Source organism: Streptomyces sp. NPDC055962 (genome assembly GCF_042270185.1).
Classification (GTDB): domain Bacteria; phylum Actinomycetota; class Actinomycetes; order Streptomycetales; family Streptomycetaceae; genus Streptomyces.
The window spans coordinates 179,456-201,874 of record NZ_JBHJYN010000006.1 but is presented as its reverse complement, the minus strand read 5'-3'; the positions used below and the strand labels follow the sequence as shown (position 1 = coordinate 201,874).

The window sequence follows — 22,419 nt, the reverse complement described above, 5'->3', positions numbered from 1 at the left end:
CCCGGTCAGGGGGTTTCGATGCCTCCGGGCGTGTCGGCGGGCATCACGATACGGCGCAGGGCCTCGGCCGTGGTGGGCAGTGTGGGTATCACGTGGCCGACCCCCGTGATGTCCAGCAGCCGGGTGAGATGCGGTGGCGCTGCGGCCAGGGCCAGGGAGCCGTGGCGGTCCTTCGCGTACCGCAGGATGCTGATCATGGTGTTGAGACCGGAGGAGTCGCAGAATTCCACGGGCTCCAGGTCGAGGACGAGATGCGGTCTCCCCTCCCTGATCAGTTCCAGGGCCCTGGTCCGCAGGACGGGTGCGCTGTCCACGTCGATCTCACCGGAGACGTTGAGGACCGCGATCGAATCCGCCGGGTGCCGGACGGTGAGAGTGAGGGGCGAGCTGTGCGTCATGGGTGTCAGTGCTCCAGGCCGGTGGGCGGAGGCCGCCGTCCCGGCAGGAGCGGCGGTGACCGCTGGAAGATCACGTGTCGTAGGTCAACTGCAAAACCGTACCCCATGGCAACTATTGTCATGCGGAAACATACCGTGGGTCCGATCGCGGTCCCGGAAGCTGTTGCCGACGGGGGTACGATACTCAGGGCCACCAGCGTGTCCCGGAACCTGTGTTCTGGCTTTCCATACGACCGCATCGGATGCCCGGCTCGTTTGCTCGGTCCGGTGGCCAGACGGACGAGTGGGACGATGCCGGATCGGAGTGTCATCAAAATGGGCCTGAGCCCCGAACCCGACCACCGGTCCCGGGATGCGGCCCGCGAGGGTTCCGAGTTCGTCGAACTCCTCGAAGTCCTCTGGGAACACGGCCGCGAAGCCGTCCCGACCGGCCCGGTCTCCCCCTCCCAGCTCCGCGTGCTGTACACGCTGGACCGGGAGGAGGGCATCAACCTGCGGATGCTCGCCGAGGCCCTGGGATCGGCCTCCCCCTCCGTCAGCAGGCTGTGCGACCGCCTCCAGGCCACAGGCCTGGTGGAGCGCGCACCCAGCCCGGTGAGCCGACGGGAGCTGGAGCTCCGGCTGACCAGCCACGGCAAGGCATACCTCGCCGACCTACGCATGCGCAGGGAACAGGTGCTCATGTCCACGATCGACGCCATGCCGGCCAAAGCACGCCGTTCACTCCTCGAAGGGCTCAGGGCCTTCCGTAACGCGGCCTCGGGTCAGGACAGCGGCGGAGCGAGACCCCTGCGGTCGACCGGATAGGACCGGCCGACCGCCCGACGCGGCAACGGCACACCTCACACGGCGGACGCATCGCCGGTGGAGGACTGCCGGCCGAACCAGTCGAGACAGACCACCAGGGCGTCGTCGTCCAGCGGCACGGCGGACCGGTAGTCCCGCAGATCCCGCAGCACGGCCAGCGGCACCTGCTCGGACGGCAGCAGCCGGTGCGCGGAGAGCGACCGCGCCAGGGCGCGTTCCCCGTAGCGCTCCCCGGCCGCCGACGCGCCGTCGTAGACGCCGTCGCTGCCGATCAGCAGCCGGTCGCCCGGCTCCACACGCAGCCGTTCCGTAACGTACTCGGTCTCCTCGAACATGCCGAGCGGCAGCTGCGCGTCGAAGCCGACGGTCTCGACGTCACGGCCCCTGAGGCGCCACATGCGGGGGGATCCCGCATCCACGGCTTCGACCTCGCCGGTGGCGAGGTCGAAGCGGAGCAGCAGGACCGACGCGTACAGCGCACCGCGGTGCTGGGCGTAGACGGCCTGGTCGGCGAGGCTGGCCTGGCCGGGGAGGTCGAGTCCGGCGCGCCGGGCGTTGCGCAGGGCGTTGACGACCAGGTTGGTCAGGAGAGCCGCCTCCATCCCCTTGCCCATGCCGTTGGTGACGGTGAGCGTGAGGTGGCGGGCGGACACCGACCAGTCGAAGTTGTCTCCGAAGATCGCGTACGCGGGCTCCAGATGGGCGCCCAGGGAGAACTCGGGGCGGGACACGGAGCGGCCCGGCAGCAGCTGCCACTGCATCTCCGCGGCCAGGGTCAGCCTCGTGGCGCGGCGGGCGAGAAGATAGAGGTCGGTGTCCCGCTCGGCGACCAGGATCTCGTGGCCCAGCGCCTCGCAGATCTGCTGCATCTCCGCGAGGGCCGCACCGGAGCAGCTCGCCTCGGGACCCGTGACACTGAGGACACCGAGCCGGTCGCCCCGGACGGTCACCGGCAGGTGCGCGGTCGCCGGGCCGGGCGCGGTGCGGGGCTCCACATAGGGCTCCTGGGCCCCGAACGCCCGTCCCTGCGGGCTGTCATGGACGGCGACCGGCTCGGCGAGTGGCGTCTCCGACACCACCTGGAGCGTGGTCATGCCGTAGTCGGCGAGCCGCAGCTCCACGTTCTGCACGTCGTACTGCTTCCGCAGAGCCGCCGTGACGACGTCGACGAGCAGATGAGGTGCGGCTCTGCGCAGCTCCCGCTCGACGGCAGCGAATCTGTCCACGTGATCCTGTTTCTCATCGTGCTGCGCCGAGAACCGGACCGCTTGAGGGGCCCCGGCCGTCGGCCTCCAGCGTACGGGGCCTGTGCCCGATCCAGCGCGGCGCGCCCGAGGGGTCGCACCGGTGGCCGGCGCTGCTCATCCTACGATGTCCGTGGGCAACTGTTTCCACACAGCAAGAAAATTTGGTCTCATCGCGCATGGGCCTTCCGACTCAGGGAAGGGGCCCGTCAGGAAGCGCGCTCAGCACGAGCAAAGGGTGGGAAAGAAATGACCGCTGAACTGACTGCCGGGACCATATCGGCTGACCACGTGTCAGCCGCGAAGGTCGCGCCCGAGCGTGTCGGGGAACTGCCGTGGATCGAGGACACGGGCAAGGTGACCCCGAAGGACGCCCGCGCCCTGTCGACACTGTTCTTCGAGCAGTTGCAGGTCCTGGAAGAGGGCACGCACGAGTACCAGTACGCGCGCAACACCCTCATCGAGATGAACATCTCCCTGGTCCGGTTCGCCGCGCGCCGCTTCCGCAACCGGGGCAGCGGTGACATGGAGGACATCACCCAGGTGGGGACGATCGGTCTCATCAAGGCGATCGACCGTTTCGAACTCTCCCGTGAGGTCGAGTTCGCCACCTTCGCCGTCCCCTACATCGTCGGCGAGATCAAGCGCTTCTTCCGTGACACCACGTGGGCGGTGCACGTCCCCCGCCGGCTGCAGGAGCTGCGGGTGGAACTGGCCAAGGCCAAGGACGAACTCGCCACCCTCCTGGACCGTGACCCGACGGCGAGGGAGCTGGCCGAGCACATGGGTCTCACCGAGGACGAGGTCACCGAGGGGATCATCGCGTCCAACGGCTACACCGCCGGCTCGCTGGACCTGCCGACGAGCACCGGCGAGACCACGGGCACGGCGTCGCGTACCTTCGCCGACATCCTCGGCGAGCCCGACTCCGCCTTGGAGACGGTGGAGAACCTGCACGCCCTGGCCCCGCTGATGGAGCAGCTCGACGACCGTGAGCGCCGCATGATCGAGATGCGCTTCGGCCAGGAGATGACGCAGGCGCAGATCGGAGCCGAACTGGGCGTCTCGCAGATGCACGTGTCGCGTCTGCTCACGCGGACGCTCGGCAAGCTCCGCACCGGCCTGCTCGCCCTGTAGTCACGGCCCACCGCCCTCCCGGGTCCCGGCCCGGCCGCCTCGACGGCGGCCGGACGGTCTACGGTTCGCGGATGCGCATGTATCTCTCGTCGTTCCGCACCGGTGACGCCCCGGACCGGTTGCTGACGCTCCTGGACGAGTCGGCCGGAGCGGGCGACGTGGCCGTGATCGTCAACGCGGTCGACGCACTGCCCGGGGACGAACGGAAGGCGGCGCTCGCGCAGGAGATCGACGCGCTCACCGCACTCGGCCTGCGCCCGGTCGAACTGGATCTCCGGGAGTTCTTCGACGAGCCCTCCGCCCGGGCGGCGGAGGCGCTGAGCCGGTTCCCCCTGGTCTGGGTCCGCGGAGGGAACGTATTCGTCCTGCGCCACGCGCTCGCCCGCAGCTGCGCGGACCGGGCGCTGACCGACCTGCTGCGGCGCGACGCGATCGTCTACGCCGGTTACAGCGCCGGAGCGTGTGTCCTCGCGCCCGACCTGCACGGCCTGGAGCGCTGCGACGACCCTCGGGCGGTCATGACGGCCTACGGCGCTCCTGCCCGTCGCGACGGGCTCGGGCTGCTCGACTACGTCGTGGTGCCGCACATCGACTCCCCCGGGCATCCCGAGAGCGAGGTCCTGGGCGCGGTCGCCGAGCTCTACCGGGCCGCGGGGACACCTCATCAGCCCCTTCGCGACGGCCAGGCCATCGTCATCGACGGCGGCACCACCGAGATCCGCTGACGTCGCCCGCCGGTGCGGCCGGACCGGTCGTCCGGATCCTCCCAGGGCCGGGCTGTCGGTGCCAGGTGCGAGACTCCCGGACATGACTGAAGCGAACCCGAAGGCGGATCTCCTGCGTTACCTGCAGGACGGACGCGACGCCCTCCTGTGGAAGCTCGACGGACTCTCGGAGTACGACGTGCGCCGCCCGCTGACCCCGACGGGCACCAATCTGCTCGGACTGGTCAAGCACGTCGCCGGCGTCGAGCTCGGATACTTCGGCGACACGTTCGGGCGGCCCTTCTTCGGCGAGCAGCCGCCACCGCCCTGGTGGTACACGGAGGACGCCGAGGCCAACGCGGACATGTGGGCCACGGCGGAGGAGTCGAGGGAAGAGATCGTCGGGCTGTACCGCAGGGCGTGGAAGCACTCCGACAGCACGATCGAAGCTCTGGCGCTCGACGACACCGGTCACGTCCCGTGGTGGCCGGAGGAGCGCCGGGAGGTGACGCTGCACCACATCCTGGTACGCGTGATCTCCGATACCCAGAGGCACGCGGGCCACGCCGACATCGTGCGGGAGCTGATCGACGGGGCGGCCGGGCACCTGAAGGGCGCGGACAGCCTTCCGGGCGAGGATCAGGCCTGGTGGGCGGAGCACCGGCAGCGTCTGGAGCGTACGGCGAAGGAAGCCGGCCGCGGCTGACCCCGCCCTGCCGCCGCCGGCACCTCGGCTCCGGAACCGGCGGCGGAGCCGAGTTCGGCGGCGGCACGCCTCACCGCGTACGGCCCCGGCGGACGAAGGCGGCGCACCGCCGCGTACGGCCCCGGCGGGACGTCAGGCCTACTCGAAGAACTTCAGACTCCAGCCGGTGTCGTTGTTCGGCCCGGGTACGTTGGCGCGGCTGTAGGTGGTGTTGCCCCACCAGGTGAACGAGCCCGTGTACCAGTACCGGTTCTCCCACGCGTACGGCGTGCCCTTCGGCACCGCGTGGAACATCGACGGGAACCTCGGGCCGGCAGGAGGACTCGTGCCGATGTCCCCGTCGAGCAGGACGAAGGTGTGGTGGCCGGGGCCGTTGACGTGCAGCGTCGGGTCCCAGCCGGACATCATCGTCGCCCGGTTGGAACCGAACAGGCAGCCGTTGGACTTGTACCAGTCCCACACGTAGGTCGGGTCACCGCCGGCGCGCAGCCTGAGGTCGGCCAGACAGTACTGGTCGCTCCAGCTGCCGTTGGCGGAGTACGCGATGTGCAGTTGGCCGTTCGGGTCCTTGATGGGCTCGGGACCCTCGTTGATGAACGGGTTGCCGACGACGCGTTCCCAGCTCTCCCTCGGCTGCGAGATGACGTACCGGGCGCCGGTCGGTGTGGTCGGGTTGCTCATCCGGGCGATGTAGAGGTTCTGCTCGACGTTGGTGTCACCGGCCCATCCCGACCAGACGAACCAGCGCTGCCCGTTGAAGGTGAACAGGGCCCCGTCGATGGCCCACTTGTCGTCCGGCAGGGCCAGCTTCGTCTCGGCGGTGTATCCGCTGTCCGGCGCGGTCGAGCTGATCGCGTACATCCGGTGGGCCGCTCCGCGGCCGGCGGAGAAGTAGATGTAGTAGCGGCCTCCGTCGACGACGACCTCCGGCGCCCAGACCTCGCCCAGGCCACGGGTGTCGGACCAGACCTGCCGGGCGGTGGCCGAGGCCAGCGCCGCGGTCGACGAGGCCTTCCGTACGGCGATGCCGCCACCGGTGGACTGCACCGAGACATAGGTGCTCCCGACCCGCAGCACGCTGGGGTCCGCTGCCCGGAGGCTGGTCTGCTCGGCCTTGGCGGGCCCCGCGGACGACACGGACATCGCCAGGAGAAGGATGCCGGACAGCGCGAGGGCCGCGGCACCGTACAGACTGCGAAAGCGTTTCATGGCCTCGTTCCCTGGTTGGCCGCCGCCGCTTCGACGCCGACATTTACATCGATGGAAGAGCGTCGTAACATCTTCGTGACTAGCCCTGAACATGTCAATGCTCGGAACTCCCCCGCCCTGCCCAGGCCGCGTCGGCAGCGGCTGCTCCGGTTCGCCTCCGGGCCCGGCCCGTCTTCACCGGGCTTCCGCCGCACAGCTCCGTGAAGACGCCTGCCCGCAGCGCGTGAACCGCACCTGCCGGGTGGCACGCACACCGCCCGTCCGTCGCGCAGCACCCCGAGGAAGGAAGAACCTCGTGTTCCGACTACGCGCACCCCGATTCCGTCCGCGCCGCCCGTCCCCCGCGGGAGCTCTCCCCGACGCCGCGCCTTCCGAGGCCCGCACCCGGACCACGTGTTCCGCTCCCCCGGCCAGGCGGTGGGTCCGGGGGGCGGCGGTGTCCGCCGGGCTCCTGGTCCTCACGCTCCCCTGGTCCACGACGGCGTCCGCAGCTCCCACGACCGCGCCGGCGTCCCGGCCGGCGGCCGCCCCGGCCGTCGGCGTGCCGGCGGGAGCCCTCTCCGCAACGGCGACCGGTACACCGCTGCGGAACGGCACGGGCCTGTACCCGCGCGCCGTCCGGCTCGCTCACAGCGGCGCTGCGAACGGCCGCATCCTGGCGAGCGTCGTCACCTTCGACGGCAACAACGGCATCGGCGCACTCCACGAGAGCACCGACGCGGGAGCGACCTTCCGGGAGGTCGGCAGGGTCTCCGACCCGGAGTCCGCCGGAGGCCAGGGCCTGTGCTGCACCACGCTCTTCGAGCTTCCCCGTCAGGTCGGCGGCCTGCCCGCGGGAACCCTGCTCTGGGCGTCCTCCGCCGGGCAGGACGAGAGCAACCGCCGCATGGCCATCCGCGTCTGGCGCAGCAACGACATCGGCCGCACCTGGTCCTATCTGTCGTCCTGCGCCGCCGCGACGGGAACGGGCGGTCTGTGGGAACCGGAGTTCTCCGTGGCGGCGGACGGGGCTCTGGTCTGCCACTACGCCGACGAGACGGACCCCGCGCACAGCCAGAAGCTCTCCGCCGTACGCAGCTACGACGGCATCCACTGGCAGGACCGGCGGAACGTCGTGGCCAGTGGCCTGGCCTCCGACAGGCCGGGCATGCCGGTGGTCCGGCAACTCCCGGACTCCACCTACTTCATGAGCTACGAGATCTGCAATCCCGGCGGCCAGTACCAGTGCGTGGTCCACTACCGGACCTCGGCGGACGGCTGGAACTGGGGCGACCCCGCGCATCTGGGCTTCCGGCCGCAGACCGTCGACGGCAAGTACTTCCGCGCGGCGCCGACCATCGCCTGGGCCCCGTCACCGGGCGGCGGGGCCAACGGCAGGATCCTGCTGATCGGGCAGAGGCTGCTGAACCGGGACGGCAGCACCGCGGCGGACAGTGGCCGGACGATCCTGGCCAGCACGGAGAACGGGACCGGACCGTGGTACGAGATCGAGTCCCCCGTGAAGGTCACCGATCCAGGTGTGAACTACTGCCAGAACTACAGCTCTCCGCTGGTGCCGTCGGCGGACGGCACGCAGGTCCTGCAGATCGCCACGGACTGGGACGGCACCGTGTGCCGGCCCTGGTTCGCGACGGGCCGGACCACCGGAAGCGGTGACGCGGCGGGAGTGACGGACGGGGCGGTCCACCGCTTGGTGAACGCGAACAGCGGGCACTGCCTCGACGTGGCCGGCGATTCCCGTGCGGTGGGCGGCAACGTCCAGCAGTGGACGTGCAACGGCCTCGGCCCGCAGGACTGGGTGGTGAAGGCGCGCGGCGAGGGCCGTTTCACACTCACAGGACGCAACAGCGGGCACTGCCTGGACGTCGAGAACGGTTCGGCGGTGCCCGGCGCCGACGTCCGGCAGTGGTCGTGCAACGGCCAGGCGGCGCAGGACTGGCGGTTCCAGAACGTCGGCCGGGGGTACTTCCGGCTGGTCTCCGCGTCGAGCGGCCAGTGCCTCGACGTGGCGAGCGGATCCCGTGAGCCCGGGGGCGATGTCCGGCAGTGGACCTGCAACGGCCTCCAGCCGCAGATCTGGCGGCTCGAACGGCGCTGAGCCGGCCGGTGGAACGGCTGACGCACGGAGGCCGCCCCGCCCCGTTGGCGGGGCGGCCTCCGTGCCGGGACCGGCTACACCGGTCCCCCGCCCTCCTCGATGGCTGCCGCGCGCAGCTGCGCCGCGCGGATGCGGGAGATGTCGAGCTTGGTGCCGCGGTCGAAGCGGTAGACGCCGTTCTGCTCCTGGAAGACATCGGTCAGCTGCGTGTAGCAGTAGCCGAACATGGCGGGGTCCTCGAGCAGCACGCCGGTGAGGCCGGCGAAGCGCTCGTGGAACTCGTCCTCGTCCCGGACGCGTTCGCCGTACCCCCAGGAGGCGGTGCGGTCCTCGCCCGACTGTGCGGCGGCGGCCTCCGGGTCCCACCAGATCCCGCCGAACTCGCTGACGAAGTACGGCTGGCCGCGGTACGGCTGCGAGTAGGCCTTGCCGTTCTCGTAGGCGTTGACGAAGGGCTCGTCCTTGTCCAGCCCGGCCATGAGCTGCCGGAAGGCGGCGGGGTCCTGCTCGTAGTTGTGGGCGTCGTAGATGTCGGTCTCGGCGACCCGGTGGGCGTATCCGGACGAGTCGATCACCGGCCGGGTGGTGTCCATGGCCTTGGTGGCGAGGAACATGGCCCGGGTGACGGCGTCGAGCTGGGTGATGCGGTCGTGCAGCTTCTGGTACGTCTCGTTGAGCGGGCACCAGCCGATGATCGAGGGGTGCGAGTAGTCACGTTCCACGGCTTCCAGCCACTGTCCCACGTACGAGGCGTCCGGCTGCTGGTTGTCGCCCGAGGAGCCACCGGTCTCGCATCCCCAGTCGCCGAACTCGCCCCAGACCAGGTAGCCGAGGCGGTCCGCGTGGTGGAGGAAGCGCTCCTCGAAGACCTTCTGGTGAAGCCGGGCGCCGTTGAACCCGGCCTCCATCGCCAGCTCGATGTCGCGGACGAGCGCCTCGTCGGTCGGGGCCGTCATCAGCCCGTCCGGGTACCACCCCTGGTCGAGCACGAGACGCTGGAAGACGGGGCGCCCGTTGAGGGTGACGGCCTTGCCCCGCAGGCCGACGGAGCGCAGACCGGCGTAGCTCTCCACCAGGTCGACCACCTCGCCGGCGGCGTCGAGCAGTTCGAGCCGAAGGTCGTACAGGTGAGGGTCCTCGGGGCTCCATTCACGTCGCCTGGACGCCTCCACGGGAAGGTGGAGGCGCGGTGCGAGGTCGAGGTCGGCGCGGGCCTCGGCACGGCTGACCTCGCCGTCGGCGTCGCTCAGCACGGCGCGTACGAGGTGGCCCGGCCTGTTGCCGGAGAGCGGCAGTTCGAGGTGGAAGGCCGAGCCGCCGAGGTCGGGGGTGATCCGGGGGCGCCTGAAGTGCACCTCGGACACCGGCTCCGCCCAGACGGTCTGCCAGATCCCGGTCACACGGGTGTAGTTGCAGTCGTGGTTCGCGTACTGGACCGCCTGCTTCCCCCGGGCCTGCGGGCCGGAACGGGGGTCACGGGCCCGGACGGTGACGACGATGTCGTCGCCGGAGCCGGCGATGTCGCCGAGGTCGGCGGTGAACGGGGTGAATCCGCCGCGGTGCCGCGCGACCTCCGTGCCGTCGGCCCATACGGTCGTGTCGTAGTCGACGGCACCGAAGTGCAGCAGCACGCGGCGCCCGGCCCAGGAGGACGGCAGCGACAGCGTCCGCCGGTACCAGACGGCCTCCAGGAAGTCCGTCTCCCCGATACCGGAGAGCTCGGACTCGGGCGGGAAGGGGACGAGGATCTCCCGGTCCAGATCACGCGCGAGGAGGCCGCGTTCCAGTCCGCTGTCCCCCTGGTCGGTCTCGAACTGCCACGGGCCGTTCAGATTGAGCCAGTCGCGGCGGACGAACTGCGGACGGGGGTACTCCGGACGCGGTACGGAGTGAGTGGACACACGTGCTCCAGTCGATCGGCGGGGCGGCGGAGGGCCGCTCCCGAGTGGTGCAGAAAGGGTGGTGCAGGGAAGTGGTGCGGCGGACGGACGGGCTTCGCGGGGGTCAGGCCCCGCCGAGGCCGGTGGTGGCGACCGAGTTGACGATGCGCCTCTGGAAGAGGAGGAACACCACGATCAGCGGGAGTGCGGCCAGCAGGGCGGAGGCCATGGACTGCGCGTACTGGATGCCGTAGGCGTCCTTGACGGTCGCCAGTCCCACCGGCAGCGTCATCAGGGAGGGGTCGTTGGTGACGATGAAGGGCCACATGAAGTTGTTCCACGCCCCGATGAAGACGAAGATCGCGACGGCGGCGACGATGGGCCTGGACAGTGGCAGCACGATCGACGTGAACACCCGCAGCTCGGACGCCCCGTCGATCCGGGCGGCGTCCTCCAGCTCCCGGGGGATGCTCTCGAAGAACCGCTTGAGGATGAAGACCATCATCGGCGCGACCACCTGGGGCAGGATCACCGCGGCGTAGGTGTCCACCAGGTTGAAGAGAAGCATCTGCTTGAAGAGCGGGACGACGAGCAGCTGCGGCGGGACCATGATCGCGGCGACGGTGAGGGCGAGGAGGACGCGCCGGCCACGGAAGGTCCCGCGGGCGAAGCCGTAGGCGGCGAGGGTGGAGACGACGACGGTGAGCAGCGTGACCAGGCCGGCCACGAGGAAGCTGTTGAACGCCCAGAGCGCCACATTGCCGCGTTCGAGGATCTGTTCGTACGACCCGAGGGTGAGCGCTCCCTTCAGCGGCGACAGACCCGGGGTGGAGACGTCCTGCTCGCTCTGGAGGGAGGTGGCGACGGCCCAGACGAAGGGCAGCAGCCAGATCGCCGCCAGGACGGCCAGTGCGGTCCCGGCCAGCACACGGGGTGTGCGGCCGTGGCCCAGGAGCAGCGGGGAGCCGGTCGCTCCACGCGGTGGCAGAGGGCGCCTGCGGGGTGCGGTGACGGTGGCGGACATGGTCAGTCCTCCTTCCGGAAGAAGCGGAGCTGTGCGACGGAGACGATGATCACGAACGCGAAGAACAGGTAGGAGACGGCCGAGGCGTAGCCCAGGCGGTAGCCGGTGAACCCGACGTCGTAGACGTATTCGAGGATCGGCCGGGTGGAGCCGTTGGGTCCGCCCTTGGTGAGGATGTAGATCTGGTCGAACACCTTGAGCGAGGCGAGGACCTGGAGCATGGCCACCAGCACGGTGGTTCTGCGCAGTTGCGGCAGCGTGACGGACCACAGGCGACGCCACGCCCCGGCGCCGTCGAGCGCCGCGGCCTCGTCGTAGGTGGTGGGCAGGGACTGCAGGGCGGAGAGGTAGAGCAGGAAGTTGAAGCCGACCGTCCACCAGACGGTGAGCGCGGCCACGGCCCACATGGTGACGGCTTCGTCGGAGAGCCAGCCGACGGGTTCGAGGCCCAGCGTGGTCAGGAGCTGGTTCCCCAGACCGAGGTCGGGCTGGTAGAGCCAGGTCCAGATCAGCGTCACGACGGTGACGGGCAGCAGATAGGGCGCGAAGAAGGCCAGACGCCAGACCCACTGGCCGGCCAGACCGCTGTGCACCAGGAGCGCCATGGCGAGGGCCACCAGCACCAGCGGTACACAGGAGATCAGGGTGAACACGGCGGTGTTGCCGAGGCTGCTCCACACGTCCGGGTCGCCGAACGCCTCGGCGTAGTTGTCGAAGCCGACGAACGCCGTGTCACGGATGGCGAGTGAGGTGTCGGTGAAGCTCATCCAGAGGCCGTGGACGACGGGCCAGACGAGGAAGAGCGCGAACACGATCAGGAAGGGCAGGACGAAGAGCAGTCCGGTGCCGGGCCGGCGGCTTCCCCGGCCGGGCGGACGGGGGTCGCCGGTTCCGGGGGAAGGCGTGCCGGCCGGCATGTCGGCGGCACCTACGGGTGCGGTGGTGGTCACGGGATGACTCCTTCGGCTCTCGGTCAGGCCACCGGGTTGGGCTGCCGGAGCAGCGCGTCCGCTTCGCGGATCATCTGGCGCACCGCCTTCTCGGCGGAGGTGTTGCCCAGCAGTGCCGCCTGGAGCGGCTGGCACATCCGGTTCTGGAAGTTGGAGCCCGCGCCGACGAACCAGTTCGGAGGGTCGAGCACGGCGACCTCGCCCGCGTCCGCGTACGACGACTGCGGGTGCAGCGCCGTGTACCCGGGTTCGGCGAGCACCGGCTGGTAGGCGGGTATGTGCCCGGCGCCCGCCCAGGTGAGGCTCTGCTTGATGATCTGGGCGACATAGCGGTGGGCCTCCCGGCGCCTGGCCGGGTCCGGGTCCTTCTGGTGCGGGAGCACGAAGCTGTGCGAGTCCGTGTAGACGGCGGGCCGGTCGAAGACCTGGGGGAACGGCCCGGCGCCGAGGGGGATGCCGGACTTCTTCAGCGTCGGCAGCTCCCATTCGCCGAGCATGACCATGCCTCCGCGACCGCCGATGAAGTTGGCCATCGCACCGTTGTAGTCCAGGTTGTTGGGGTTGGTCTTTCCGTCGAAGAGCTGTTTCATGAAGTCCACGACCCGCACGGCGGCATCGACGTCGATGTCGGGCGGTCCGCCGTCCGGGAGGGTGAAGGAGGCACCCGTCTGTGCGTAGAGCGCAGCGAACTGACGCCAGTTCTGGGCCGTGTCGGTGACGTGCCCGAAGAGGATGCCCGAGCCCCCGGTGGCCTCGGCGAGTGCCTTGCCCGCGTCCAGCAGGGCCTGGGGCGAGCCCATCGGTGCCAGCTCGCCCGCCGGGTCGAGCAGCCCCGCCTTGTCCGCCGCCTCGCGGTCGTAGAAGACGATGAAGGGGTGGACGTCGAGGGGGATCGCGTACACGGTCCCGGCGTGCTGGGTCCGCGACCAGACCGCAGGGGTGAAGTCCTTCTCCGACACGCCGAATTCGGCGAGCAGGTCGAGGTCGAAGGGGTCCAGGAGCCCTCCGGGGGCGTACCCCGCCAGCCGGGAGAGATGGAGTACGGCGACGTCCGAGGCCCTGCCGCCCGCGGCCGACATGGCGAGCTTGGTGTAGTAGGACGGCCCCCAGTCGAGGATGGTGCGTTCGACGTCGAAGCCGTCCGGTCCCGCGGAGACGGCGTCGATCATCTCGTCCATCAGCATGCCGTCACCGCCCTGGAAGAGGTCCCAGACGCTCAGTTCGGACGCGCCGGAGGCCCGGGCGGGAGAGGCGCAGCCCGCGAGCGATCCGGCTGCGGCCAGCGCGCCGGCGCCGGCCAGGCCGGAGCGGAGGATCCCGCGGCGGCTGACACCGTGCGCCGGACCCCGCTCCCGGGGGTGGCGCACCTGACGGGCAGGGAACGAAGAACTCATCGCGGACCTTTCGACGGCCGGACGCTCATGCCGGACCGGCGGTGGGCCCCGGGTACGAACGGGCCCACCGCGGACGACAGATGGTTGGCGCACCGGCTGAAACGGTGCGGTGGCATGTTTTTACATCGATGTACATTCGCTGTAAAGGGTTCGGTACAGACGTCTGCCCGAAGCGTGGCCGACGGCGGACCCGTCCCGGCGGCCTGGTGCGTCCGCGCCGCACGGCTGGACATAGACTCGGCGGCGCGCGAGGGAAGGGAGGGGTTGCGGTGGCACGGCCCAGGATCAAGGACGTCGCCCGGCACGCGGGTGTCTCCGAGAAGACGGTGTCCAATGTGATCAACGACTACACCCATGTCTCCGAGCGCACCAGGCGAGTGGTCCAGGAGGCCATCGCGCACCTCGGCTACCGGGTCAATCTGGCAGGCCGCCACCTGCGCAAGGGCCGTACGGGCATCATCGCCCTCGTCGTGCCCGAACTCGACGTCCCGTACTTCGCCGAACTCGCCCGGCATGTGGTCCGCGAGGCCGGACAGCGTTCGCTGACGGTCCTGATCCACCAGTCCGGCGCCGACCGCGAGCACGAGCTGGCCGCGCTGGCCGGCTTCGGCTCCGACTTCGTCGACGGGATCATCCTCAGCCCGCTCGCCCTCACCCCCGACGACTTGCGCGAGCATCCTGGCGCTCCCCCCACCGTCCTCATCGGGGAGTTGCTGGAGGAGGGCGCCGACCACGTCGCCATAGACAACGAGCAGGCCGCACGTGAGGCCACCGAGCACCTGATCGCGCTCGGGCGGCGTTCGATCCTGGCGGTCGGCGGACGGGACGCGGCCGGCCTGGGCACGGCCGAGGCACGCACCCGCGGCTATCGCGCGGCCCTGTCGGAAGCCGGCATCCCCTACGACCCTTCCGCCCTGCTGCCCGTCGAGTCCTTCCGGATGTCCGACGGCGCCGAGGCCGTGGCGGCCGCACTGAGTCGCGGGGCGCGGCCCGACGCACTCCTGTGCTTCAACGACCAGTTGGCACTGGGCGCGTTGCGCAGCCTGCACGAACACGGGATCCGTGTCCCGGAGGGCGTCGCCGTGATGGGTTTCGACGACGTGGAGGGCGGCCGGTTCAGCGTTCCCACGCTCAGCACGGTGGCACCGGACAAGGCAGCGGTGGCGCGGACCGCCATCCACCTCCTCCAGCGTCGCATCGACGAGGCGACGGGTTCGTCCACGCGTACGGACGAGGCGGGCCCCGCCGTGCTGTCACCGCAGGACCGCGTGGTGGCGCACCGTCTGGTCCTGCGGGAAAGCACCGAAGGACCCGCCGGGTCCTGACGTCGAAGCGGGACGGATGCCCGAGCCCCCGGCGGGACCACCTGGAACCTCGCACGGCCCGGCCGGCTCGGCACGCCGCGGCCGGGACGTACCCCCTGACCCACCGCATACTGCGGCACACCCCACCCACCGGTACCGCACGGGCACTCCGGACACCCCGGAAGCATAAATGGGCACGCAGTTCCATTAACCAGCCCTGCCTGCTACGGTTCTCACCATGGTTAAAGGAACCACAAACCCATTAGGAGAACTCATGAGCACGCCCTCGCGACGCCGCATCGCCGCACCTCTCGTCGCCGGAGCTCTCGCGGTGGGCATCCTGGCCGGCCCCGGCGAAGCGGCCCCCGGCGGCGTCGGAGCGGCCCCCGTCGACTGGAACACGGCCTGGGGCGCCTCTCCTCAGATGCCCAGCACCGGCTTCACACCGAACTGGTCCCAGGAAGGCTTCTCACACCAGTCCGTCCGCCAGGTGGTCCGTGCCACCGGGAGCGGCGACATGGTCCGGATACGCCTCTCCAACGCGTACGGCACCTCACCCCTGCACCTCACCGGCGCGACGATCGCCCGCACGGCGCAGGGTGCCGCGATCGAGAAGGGGTCCGTCCGCCACCTCACCTTCGGCGGCAGGGGATCGGCCCGGATCCCGGCGCATGCCGAGCTCCGCAGCGACTCGACCACGCTGCGCCTGAAGAGGCTGGAGTCGGTCACGGTCACTCTCTACTTCGCGGGGACGACGGGCCCCGCGACCTTCCACGCGCAGGGGTGGACCGACACCTATCGAGCGGACGGCGACCACCGGTCCGACACGGCGGGGAGCGCGTACACGAGCAGCACCGCGTCCTGGTACTACCTCTCCGGCGTCGAAGCGGGGGCCTCGCAGGGCGGGACCTCCGCCCGGAACGCCGGCGGACGTCCGAGCAAGGACGGCATCGTCGTCTTCGGGGACTCCATCACCGACGGCTTCGGTTCCACCCCCGGCACCGACCGGCGCTACTCAGACGCCCTGGCCGAGCTGACCGGGCGGCCCGTCGTCAATGCGGGCATCGGAGGCAACCTCGTGCTCAACGACTCGGCGTGGTTCGGCGAGCGGGCCACCGCCCGCTTCAGGCGTGACGTCCTGGACCAGCCGGGCATCTCCACGGTCGTCATCCTCCAAGGCGTCAACGACATCGGCTTCAGCGAAGCCGCCGCGCGCCCCGACCCGCCCGCCACCTACAAGCCCGCCCCGACCGTGTCCTCCCGTGAACTCATCGCCGGCTACCGCGAACTGATCCGCGCGGCTCACAGCAGGGGCCTCGAAGCCGTGGGCGCGACCCTGCTCCCGTTCAAGGGATCCGACCACTGGGGTCCGCACGCCGCACGGGTCAGCAACGAGGTGAACGACTGGATCCGCCGGGCAGGCGAGTTCGACGCGTACGTCGACTTCGACACGGCGCTCGCCGCACCGTCGGACCCGGACCGTCTCGACCCCGCCTACGCGTCCGAGGACGCTCTGCACCCCGACGACACCGGATACCGCGTCATGGCCGACACCGTCGCCCGGGCTCTGCGCCACTGACCTGCGCGCGGCGTCCGTCCCCGACGGCGGGAACGGCCGCCCGGGCCTGCCGCGGATCCGCGCGGGCGCCGCCATGTCCTGCCTTCCCTCTATGGGATGACCACCGGTCCGGGCCGGGAATAGAAGTCACGAGGCGTTGTTGACCCCACCATGACTTCTGAGACGCGTGGGGCATTCGGGCGGGTCGGCATCTGGAGCGGCGACCTCGCCGCATCGCGCAAGGACGACGCGGGCAGGAAGGAGATCGCGGAAGCGGTCGCAGAGCTCGAGGAGCTGAAGTACGGCACTCTCTGGATCGGGGGCAGTCCCTCGCCCGAGGACGCGGCCACCGTCGTCGCCGCCACCCGCACGATCACCGTGGCCACCGGCATCCTGAGCATCTGGGACCACACCGCCGAGGAGGTGGCCGCACGGATCACCGGGATCGACGCGGAGGCACGCGGACGGTTCGTCCTGGGCCTGGGCGTCAGCCACGGCCCGATGGTTCCGCAGTACACCAAGCCGTACAGCGCGATGGTCGCCTACCTCGACGCACTCGACGCCTCGACCCCGCCCCTGGGCTCCGGACACCGGGTCCTCGCGGCGCTCGGCCCGAAGATGCTGAAGCTGTCGGCCGGCCGGGCCCTGGGCGCACATCCCTATCTCGTCACCGCCGAGCACACGGCGGAAGCACGTCACGCCCTCGGCCCGGACGCGCTTCTCGCCCCGGAGCTGTCGGTGGTGCTCGACCCCGACCTCGACCGTGCCCGCACCACCGCGCGGAACATGCTCTCGACGTACCTCGGGCTCCCCAACTACACCCACAACCTCCTGCGCCTGGGCTTCTCGGAGAGCGACTTCGAGGACGGAGGCAGCGTCCGTCTGCTCGACGCCCTCTTCGCCCTCGGTGACGCCGACCGGGTGAGGGCCCGGGCCCAGGAGTACTTCGACGCGGGCGCCGATCACATCGCGCTCCAGGCCCTGGCAGCCGAGGGGCGGGGCACCCGTATGCCGCGGGCCGAATGGCGGGAACTGGCCTCGGTGTTCGCGGACGAACTGTAGGGCCCCGCTTCCCCACCGGGGAGCGCCCGGACCGCGGCGGACGGTGCGCTACCCGAGTTCGATCGTGGTCGCGGCATAGATGCCGGCACCGTCGACGTCGGGTACGCCCTCCGTGTACATCCGGGCGCACTCGAAGGTCGGTTCGAGCCCCAGGCGCTCCATCAGCCGGACCGCCCTCACGTTCACGTCCGGCACGTCCAGAGCCACCGGTGCGCCCTGCTGGGACGCCGACAGGCCGTTCAGCAGGGCGAGGGCGATGTCGTCGGAGGCCGCGTACAGGGGACCGACCCGTGCGCCCGTCCCGGCCGGGCGTACGACGCCGAACCCTCTCAACTCGCCCTCCTGAAGGGCTACGAGGGCGGTGTGCCCGGGCACCCCCACCCACAACGAGAGGAAGGCGTCACGCCGTGCGGGGAAGAATCGGCGGTCGTAGGAAGCCAGCAGGCCGAAGGGCACGGACCCCGCATCGGTCACCCTGATGTCCGCGGGAGGCTTCTCCTCACCGGGCACTCCCGCGTACCGCACGTGGTTCCATGCGGTGCGGAACCCGGACCTGCGGTAGTTGTCCTGCTGCTCGACCACGCCGTCGAGCCCCACGTTCCGACCGTCCAGGGCCTTCATGGCCGCCCGCCACGCCTGGATCCCGTAGCCCTGGCCGCGGACCTCGGGCCGGGCGATGTAGAAACCGATGAACCCGAAGTCCGCCCCGTACCGCACGGCGGAGACGGAAGTGACGGGTTCTCCGTCCAGGCGTCCCAGCAGGAAGCCGTGCGGGTCGGCGGCGTGGAAGGGGAGGTGGTCCTGTTTCCCCGGGTTCCACTGCTCGTCGTCGGCCCACTGCAGGAACGTCGTCATCTCACGGACGCCTGCGGTCGTGATCTCGTACGCGGCCATGTCCCTCTTTCACTCGATACGGTGAGTCGGCAAGGCGGCATTCGCCGTGCGCGGTCGGCATGTGCCGTCCCCGGGTGCGGCGTTGCCCCGTGTCTCTGCTGTCCACTGTCCGCCCCGGCCGGGGTGGCAGCGAGACGGACCGGCGAATTCCCGCCTGGCCGGGGCCTGCTGGATCCTGTTCCCGCGCCTGCGCGGGACGGGTGACCACGCGCCGGAGGACCGCCGTCATCCGGCCTCGACGGAAAGGAGACCGGCACCACGGGTACCCACTATCCTCCTCGCTCGTGACTCAGCCTTCCTCCCCTCTCCTCGCCACCGCCGACGCGTATGATGCCGTCGCCGTTCTCTACGCCGACCTCTTCCGCGACGCGCTGGACTCCCTCCCCCTGGACCGGGCCGTACTCGCCGCGTTCGCCGACCTCGTGCGGAGCACCGGTGGAGGACCCGTCGTCGAACTGGGCTGCGGGCCCGGGCCCACGACCGCCCACCTGCGGGATCTCGGGCTCGACGTCTTCGGCGTCGACCTGTCACCGGTGATGATCGAGCTGGCTCGCGCGGAGTACCCGGACCTGCGGTTCGAGGTCGGTTCCATGGACGCCCTGGACATGGCCGACGCCTCGGTGGACGGGGTCCTCTCCTGGTACTCGGTGATCCATGCCCCGCCGCGGCAGGTCCGCTCGTACGTCGACGAGTTCCGGCGGGTGCTCGCCCCCGGAGGCCATCTCCTGCTCGCCTTCTTCGAGTCGGAGGGCGATCCGGTCACGGTGTTCGACCACAAGGTGGCGCCGGCGTACCGGTGGCCCATCGACGAGCTCGCGCAGTTGGCCGGTGAAGCCGGGTTCGTGGAGGTGGGCCGGATGCTGCGCGAGCCGGGTGAGCAGGAGCGTTTCCGCCGCGGACACCTGCTGATGCGCCTGGACGGGTGAGGCGGGCAGCGTCACCGCTCACCGACCCGGTCAGCACGGTGTACGGACGCGCGGCGCGTCCGTACACCGTGCCCAGGCGGCCGGACAGGGCGACGTCACGCCGTTTCGCAGCGCTCGCGGAGGAGTTCGACCCCGTCACCCTCCAGGTCGTCGAGGAAGGCCGCACGACCGGTCATGGCCATCACCAGCGCCACAGTGGTCCCGGACACCGAGGGACCGGACGAGCCGGTCGTGAAGGGTCCGTCGCACGCGACGAGGCGGAGGCCCTTGATCCGGCCCTTCGCAAGAACGACGAGGTCCGATCCCCGGTAGTAGTCGGCAACCCGTGTGACCGTCGCGATCGGATGCTCCCGGGTCAGGCCCAGGGGGCGCCGGATGTCCTCCCCGTGCACGATCGTCTCACCGAGCATGGCGAGGACAGGGAGTGGCGGTTTCGTCGTACTCGTCACGACACGCCGGAATCGCTCAAGAGTGTCACGCGGGGACGCACCGAGCTGTTCAGCGAGCCGCTCGGCCACCTGCTTGTCGAAGTCGAACCGGCACCGGACCACGCCGGCGAACCAGCGCAGGGAGTTCAGGCTCGCTCCCGCGGTCAGATGAGCCAGTACCTCACGGACTGTCAGTTCGCTGCAGAGTGACGGCGTCGCCCACCGGTCGTCGGAAAGGCCCCTGAGGTCGGCGGCCAACGCCGCCCGCTCGGAGTGGACCAGCGACCAGATCCCGCCTCCGCCCAGCACCGGTTCGCCATCAGTCATCCCGGCGCGCCTCCTTCACGAGTCCCGCTCCGCGCGCCGGCCGGGAGAAGGACTCCCGGTCCGGAGCTCTGTCATCGACCATGATGCACGCCCGTCGTTCCGACACCGCGGCGACGGCCGGGCCGCCTGGCCCACAGAGCACGTTCACAGGTCTCTGCGCATGCAGACCCGTGGCCACCGGTCGAGGCCATGAGCAGTCTCCCGTCGCCGGATCTCGCTCAGCCCCGGACCGATCTCGTCGTCGTCCAGGACGCGGAATCCGCAGCGCAGGTAGTAGGGCGCGTTCCAGGGAACGTCGGTGAACGTGGTGAGGGTCAGAGCGGGTACTCCGGCGGTGACTGCATCATCCGCGAGGCGGTTCAGCAACGCCCGGCCGATGCCGCGGCGCGCGTGGTCGGGGTGCACCGACACCTGCTCGACGTGCAGGTTCCCGTCGACGTGTTCAGCGATGAGATAGGCCCCCGGGAGGTCCGCCGCGTCGACGGCGGCCCAGGCCGGCCCCGACCTCTGGTAGCAGGCCAACTCGCTCACGGAGAGCGGCTCGTCCTCGGCGATCTCGGCCATGCCGATGTCGCGGAAGCACTGACCGGCGGCTCTCTCGATGTCCTGGAGGCGGGGCAGGTCGTCGGCGTTCACCGGGCGGATGCGCATGAGCGCATTGTCCCGGACGCGCGCAACCCCGTGTGCGCCCCCGTCCGATGTCATCGGGAGGGGGCGCACACGGGGTGGGGAGGGCCGACGTTCCTGCCGCACGGACCCGGCCGTTGCAACCGTGGTCCCCGGCCGGCTCCCCGGACCGGACGCCGCACCCACCCGGCAGGCGGATGGACGGCTGCCGGTCCGGTCCCGGCCCGCAGGCGACGGTCACCGTCTGCCGACGCGCCGCCCGTTGCCGATACCCGCGACATGCAGGGCCAGAAGACCCAGGCCGATCAGCATCACGTTCGTGGAGGCGAAGATGTCGTTCGTCGCGATGTCAGCGGCGTTGATGAGGAAGGCGATGAAGAACAGTACGGCGGCGGCGAGGGCCAGCATGGCGTTGCTCCTTAGGTTGGTGGAACACATGTGCCCCTGCTCGCCGGGATCAGACCTGGGCGGTGCCACGTGAATCGGCGCACCCTCCGGCGGGCTTCGCACTCGGCACTGACGCCCGCACCGGACACGAGATTTATCCGCTGGGACCAGACGAACTCATGCGGGACAGTGGAGCCATGACGATCTCCGGCCCGCGGTTCGTGCCCGGCCTCGAACTCTCCAGGATCCTGTACGTGGAAGCGGTCCGGCCGCTCCTCCGGGACGCCTTTCCCGGGCTGCCGTACGCGGCCGCCCGGGTCGGCGCCGGGTCCGAGGTACTGGGGTTCGACTCGCCGAGGTCGGCCGATCACGAATGGGGCCCGAGGCTGGAGCTCTTCCTGGACGCCGAGGCCAAGGCGGAACACGGTGCGGACATCCGTCGCCTCCTGGCCGGGCACCTCCCGAAGCAGGTACGGGGATGGCCCACCCACTTCCAGGAGAGCGACGATCCGCACGATCCGGTCGGGCACATGCGGGAGACCGACGGCCCGGTCGATCACCGGGTGGACGTGCACGACATCGACGGATGGCTGGACGCCCGGCTCGGACTGGCATCAGCCGACACGGAGTTGGGTGTACGCGACTGGCTGGCGCTTCCCCAGCAGCGGCTCGCCGAGACCACCGGCGGGGCCGTCTTCCACGACGGGCTCGGCTCCCTGACCGGCGTGCGGCACAGGCTGGCCTGGTACCCGGAGCAGGTCTGGCGCTACCTGCTGGCCTGCCAGTGGCAGCGCATCGCGCAGGAGGAGGCGTTCGTGGGGCGCTGCGCGGAAGCCGGTGACGACATCGGCGCGGCGGTGGTGGCCGCACGCCTGGTGCGGAGCCTGATGCACCTCTGTCACCTGCTGGAACGGCGGTACGCGCCGTACGGCAAGTGGCTGGGCAGTTCGTTCAGCAGGCTGGCGGCGGCCGGACCACTCGGACCCGCGCTCCGTGGCGCGCTGGCGGCGACGGACCATGCCGCCCGGGAGGCGCATCTGTGCGCCGCCTACGAGGCCGTCGCCACCCTGCACAACGCGTCCGGCCTGACCGATCCGGTCGACCCCGCCTGCCGGCCCTTCCACGCACGCCCCTACCTGGTCCTGCATGCCGAGCGTTTCGCCCACGCCCTGGCGCGCACGGTGACGGACCCGGACCTCCGGACGCTCGCCCCGGTGGGAGGGGTCGACCAGTGGGCGGACAGCACGGACCTGCTCGACCAGCCCGGGGCGATCCGGGCCGCCGTACGCGCTCTCCGGTGAACGCGGCGCCCGGGAATGCACCCCGGGCCCGCATCCTGCCCCTCCCCCGTACCG

Annotated in this window: 21 protein-coding genes; 10 read left to right on the top strand and 11 right to left on the bottom strand. The window is 70.6% G+C overall.

Annotation, left to right across the window (positions count from 1 at the left end):
* Positions 1-5: 5 nt before the first annotated feature.
* A complete protein-coding gene (locus ACFC51_RS19505) occupies positions 6-398 on the bottom strand; it encodes an STAS domain-containing protein (protein ID WP_376368996.1) in 393 nt (130 codons plus the stop codon).
* A gap of 315 nt (positions 399-713) precedes the next feature.
* Between ACFC51_RS19505 and ACFC51_RS19500 the strand changes: the two genes are divergently transcribed.
* The gene (locus tag ACFC51_RS19500) at positions 714-1,205 is read left to right on the top strand and encodes a MarR family winged helix-turn-helix transcriptional regulator (protein WP_376530066.1); all 492 of its coding nucleotides are present in this window, start codon (positions 714-716) and stop codon (positions 1,203-1,205) included.
* Positions 1,206-1,240: 35 nt separating this feature from the next.
* On the opposite strand, the gene ACFC51_RS19495 is transcribed toward ACFC51_RS19500, so the two are convergent.
* Positions 1,241-2,431 (bottom strand): PP2C family protein-serine/threonine phosphatase, encoded by a 1,191-nt coding sequence (locus ACFC51_RS19495; RefSeq protein ID WP_376368995.1) that lies wholly within the window; start codon positions 2,429-2,431, stop codon positions 1,241-1,243.
* Positions 2,432-2,698: 267 nt separating this feature from the next.
* On the opposite strand from ACFC51_RS19495, the gene ACFC51_RS19490 reads away from it, so the two are divergent.
* From ACFC51_RS19490 to ACFC51_RS19480, 3 genes are all read left to right on the top strand, one after another.
* Complete coding sequence (locus ACFC51_RS19490; RefSeq protein ID WP_376529830.1) at positions 2,699-3,586, top strand: SigB/SigF/SigG family RNA polymerase sigma factor; 888 nt, start codon at positions 2,699-2,701, stop codon at positions 3,584-3,586.
* 71 nt (positions 3,587-3,657) lie between these two features.
* A complete protein-coding gene (locus ACFC51_RS19485) occupies positions 3,658-4,311 on the top strand; it encodes a Type 1 glutamine amidotransferase-like domain-containing protein (RefSeq protein ID WP_376368993.1) in 654 nt (217 codons plus the stop codon).
* Positions 4,312-4,393: 82 nt separating this feature from the next.
* Complete coding sequence (locus ACFC51_RS19480) at positions 4,394-4,996, top strand: DinB family protein (RefSeq protein ID WP_376368992.1); 603 nt, start codon at positions 4,394-4,396, stop codon at positions 4,994-4,996.
* Positions 4,997-5,134: 138 nt separating this feature from the next.
* On the opposite strand, the gene ACFC51_RS19475 is transcribed toward ACFC51_RS19480, so the two are convergent.
* Positions 5,135-6,205, bottom strand: a complete 1,071-nt coding sequence (locus tag ACFC51_RS19475) for a glycoside hydrolase family 43 protein (protein WP_376529828.1) — start codon at positions 6,203-6,205, stop codon at positions 5,135-5,137.
* Positions 6,206-6,641: 436 nt separating this feature from the next.
* On the opposite strand from ACFC51_RS19475, the gene ACFC51_RS19470 reads away from it, so the two are divergent.
* Positions 6,642-8,303, top strand: coding sequence for an RICIN domain-containing protein (locus tag ACFC51_RS19470; RefSeq protein WP_376529826.1), 1,662 nt, complete (start codon positions 6,642-6,644; stop codon positions 8,301-8,303).
* A 74-nt stretch (positions 8,304-8,377) separates the two neighbouring features.
* Here ACFC51_RS19470 and ACFC51_RS19465 read toward each other — a convergent pair whose 3' ends face one another.
* The 4 genes from ACFC51_RS19465 to ACFC51_RS19450 form a co-directional block, all read right to left on the bottom strand.
* Positions 8,378-10,204 (bottom strand): glycoside hydrolase family 2 protein, encoded by a 1,827-nt coding sequence (locus ACFC51_RS19465; RefSeq protein ID WP_376529824.1) that lies wholly within the window; start codon positions 10,202-10,204, stop codon positions 8,378-8,380.
* Positions 10,205-10,307: 103 nt separating this feature from the next.
* Positions 10,308-11,207 (bottom strand): carbohydrate ABC transporter permease, encoded by a 900-nt coding sequence (locus ACFC51_RS19460; protein ID WP_376375927.1) that lies wholly within the window; start codon positions 11,205-11,207, stop codon positions 10,308-10,310.
* A gap of 2 nt (positions 11,208-11,209) precedes the next feature.
* Positions 11,210-12,157, bottom strand: a complete 948-nt coding sequence (locus ACFC51_RS19455) for a carbohydrate ABC transporter permease (RefSeq protein ID WP_376529822.1) — start codon at positions 12,155-12,157, stop codon at positions 11,210-11,212.
* A gap of 23 nt (positions 12,158-12,180) precedes the next feature.
* Positions 12,181-13,551 (bottom strand): extracellular solute-binding protein, encoded by a 1,371-nt coding sequence (locus ACFC51_RS19450; protein WP_376529820.1) that lies wholly within the window; start codon positions 13,549-13,551, stop codon positions 12,181-12,183.
* 269 nt (positions 13,552-13,820) lie between these two features.
* Here ACFC51_RS19450 and ACFC51_RS19445 point away from each other — a divergent pair, with 269 nt between their 5' ends.
* The 3 genes from ACFC51_RS19445 to ACFC51_RS19435 all read left to right on the top strand — a co-directional run bounded on the left by ACFC51_RS19445 (position 13,821) and on the right by ACFC51_RS19435 (position 17,475).
* Entirely contained in the window at positions 13,821-14,876 is a 1,056-nt protein-coding gene (locus tag ACFC51_RS19445; protein WP_376375921.1) for a LacI family DNA-binding transcriptional regulator, read from the top strand.
* Between the two features lie 253 nt (positions 14,877-15,129).
* A complete protein-coding gene (locus ACFC51_RS19440) occupies positions 15,130-16,434 on the top strand; it encodes an SGNH/GDSL hydrolase family protein (RefSeq protein ID WP_376529818.1) in 1,305 nt (434 codons plus the stop codon).
* 150 nt (positions 16,435-16,584) lie between these two features.
* Complete coding sequence (locus ACFC51_RS19435) at positions 16,585-17,475, top strand: LLM class F420-dependent oxidoreductase (RefSeq protein WP_376375917.1); 891 nt, start codon at positions 16,585-16,587, stop codon at positions 17,473-17,475.
* Positions 17,476-17,523: 48 nt separating this feature from the next.
* Here ACFC51_RS19435 and ACFC51_RS19430 read toward each other — a convergent pair whose 3' ends face one another.
* A complete protein-coding gene (locus ACFC51_RS19430; protein ID WP_376529816.1) occupies positions 17,524-18,369 on the bottom strand; it encodes a GNAT family N-acetyltransferase in 846 nt (281 codons plus the stop codon).
* Between the two features lie 284 nt (positions 18,370-18,653).
* Here ACFC51_RS19430 and ACFC51_RS19425 point away from each other — a divergent pair, with 284 nt between their 5' ends.
* A complete protein-coding gene (locus ACFC51_RS19425) occupies positions 18,654-19,295 on the top strand; it encodes a class I SAM-dependent methyltransferase (RefSeq protein ID WP_376375913.1) in 642 nt (213 codons plus the stop codon).
* Between the two features lie 95 nt (positions 19,296-19,390).
* Here ACFC51_RS19425 and ACFC51_RS19420 read toward each other — a convergent pair whose 3' ends face one another.
* The 3 genes from ACFC51_RS19420 to ACFC51_RS19410 form a co-directional block, all read right to left on the bottom strand.
* Positions 19,391-20,050, bottom strand: a complete 660-nt coding sequence (locus tag ACFC51_RS19420) for a maleylpyruvate isomerase family mycothiol-dependent enzyme (protein WP_376529814.1) — start codon at positions 20,048-20,050, stop codon at positions 19,391-19,393.
* 144 nt (positions 20,051-20,194) lie between these two features.
* Positions 20,195-20,701, bottom strand: a complete 507-nt coding sequence (locus tag ACFC51_RS19415) for a GNAT family N-acetyltransferase (RefSeq protein WP_376375910.1) — start codon at positions 20,699-20,701, stop codon at positions 20,195-20,197.
* A 213-nt stretch (positions 20,702-20,914) separates the two neighbouring features.
* Positions 20,915-21,085, bottom strand: a complete 171-nt coding sequence (locus ACFC51_RS19410; RefSeq protein WP_376529813.1) for a hypothetical protein — start codon at positions 21,083-21,085, stop codon at positions 20,915-20,917.
* Between the two features lie 176 nt (positions 21,086-21,261).
* Here ACFC51_RS19410 and ACFC51_RS19405 point away from each other — a divergent pair, with 176 nt between their 5' ends.
* Complete coding sequence (locus ACFC51_RS19405; protein WP_376375907.1) at positions 21,262-22,365, top strand: DUF4037 domain-containing protein; 1,104 nt, start codon at positions 21,262-21,264, stop codon at positions 22,363-22,365.
* Positions 22,366-22,419: the final 54 nt, after the last annotated feature.